At 69.6% G+C, this 1578-nt stretch carries 1 protein-coding gene; it reads left to right on the top strand.

Annotated elements, in window-relative coordinates; genetic code table 11:
• Positions 1-295 precede the first annotated feature (295 nt).
• Entirely contained in the window at positions 296-919 is a 624-nt protein-coding gene (locus CNO22_RS27000; RefSeq protein ID WP_100502294.1) for an alpha-ketoglutarate-dependent dioxygenase AlkB, read from the top strand.
• The last annotated feature ends 659 nt before the right edge of the window (positions 920-1578 follow it).

Below are 1578 nucleotides of genomic sequence, written 5' to 3'. Positions count from 1 at the left end.
AAAGCTGATGAGGTGCGGTTGTGGTGTGAGTGTCATGTGATGCTGCTAGAGCACAGTGTACACGCTACGGGGTGAGTGTGTATGTTGTTTTTTTTTTTCAAGAAGAAGAGGGCATACGAGGTCTAGTACGGTCTGGTGGGGTCGGAGATGTGTAAAAGAGACCGCCCCGGCACTCGCAAGCTCGCGGCGGAACCCTGCAGGGGGGCCAGCGGGACCCGGGACGGGGCCGTTCTCACTGGAGCCGTTGGCGCGACGCGAACTCGTACACACGTTCGATTAGGCGTAGCCTCCGCCCATGTCGCTCGCGCACCAGCCGTCGATGTGGGACCTCGCCGACGAGGTCAAGCTCGGACCGCTCTCGGTCACCCGGCACCGGCTTGCTCACGGCGCCTGGGTCGACCACCTGCCCGGCTGGGTCCAGGGGTCCGACGAGGTGCTCGACGTGCTGCTCGGGGACATCGGCTGGCGGGCCGACCGCCGGCAGATGTACGAGCGCGAGGTCGCCGTCCCCCGGTTGCTGCGGTGGTACGGCGGGGACGAGCCGCTGCCGCACCCGCTCCTCACCGAGGCGCGGGACGCGCTCGACGCCCACTACGGGCCTGAGCTCGGGGAGCCGTTCGTCAGCGCCGGCATGTGCCTCTACCGCGACGGCCGGGACAGCGTGGCCTGGCACGGCGACCGGATCGGCCGTGGCCGCAGCGCCGACACGATGGTCGCGATCGTGTCCTTCGGGTCGCCGCGACCGCTGCTCCTCCGCCCGGTCGGTGGCGGGGAGAGCCTGCGGTTCCCCCTGGGCCACGGGGACCTGGTGGTGATGGGGGGTTCCTGCCAGCGGACGTGGGAGCACTGCATCCCGAAGACGACCAAGCCGGTGGGGCCCCGGGTCAGCGTCCAGTTCCGTCCCCGCGGCGTCGCCTGACCGCCGGACCCCGCCGGTGTGGCGCTGTGACGCAGCACGTGGCCGTCACCGGAAGCGCGCGCGGGACGACCGCGTTGGGCACCCCGTCGGGACGCCGCGACCACGTCGTCCGGTCCCCGCCCCCGGCTCCATGACGCGGAGCGCGGATGCGGCGGGGAGTGGGCAGGGGCGAGGCGTCGTCCCCGGCAGCGGATCGTGAGACGCCGTCCACTCCCTCCGCCCGACCTGTGAGGCAGGGCGGACCGGCACGGGAAGCGCGGCGCGGCGGACGGCGTTGACCCGCATGTCCCGAGAGGACGGCTTGGAGCCGGCCCACGGGACGTCGGCGCCCTGGTGACAGGAGCAGGGAGGGGGAATGCGGACCCCAACGCGGACCCCAACGCGGACCCCCCTGCGAGGGGCCTCGCGGGTGGTGTACTCTTCTCCCTGCACCGAGCGAGAACGGACCGGGCCGCCAGCCTGGGAAACCGCCGGACAAACCCCCGAGGTTTGACTGCTGCGGAGCGCGGTGTACAGTGGAGATACCGCCTCGAACGAAGGCCGAAAAGGCTGGAGTACGAGCGCGTCCGCTCCTTGAGAACTCAACAGCGTGCCGAAAGTCAGTGCCAAGTAACAATCCCTTTGTGGGTTTCTTTGGGTTGATGGATGTCAAGAGTGCT

Origin of the sequence: Geodermatophilus chilensis (assembly GCF_002802985.1) — a bacterium.
Lineage (GTDB): Bacteria > Actinomycetota > Actinomycetes > Mycobacteriales > Geodermatophilaceae > Geodermatophilus > Geodermatophilus chilensis.
Note: the sequence above shows the minus strand (reverse complement) of the source record. Positions and strands in the feature narration are given on the sequence as shown.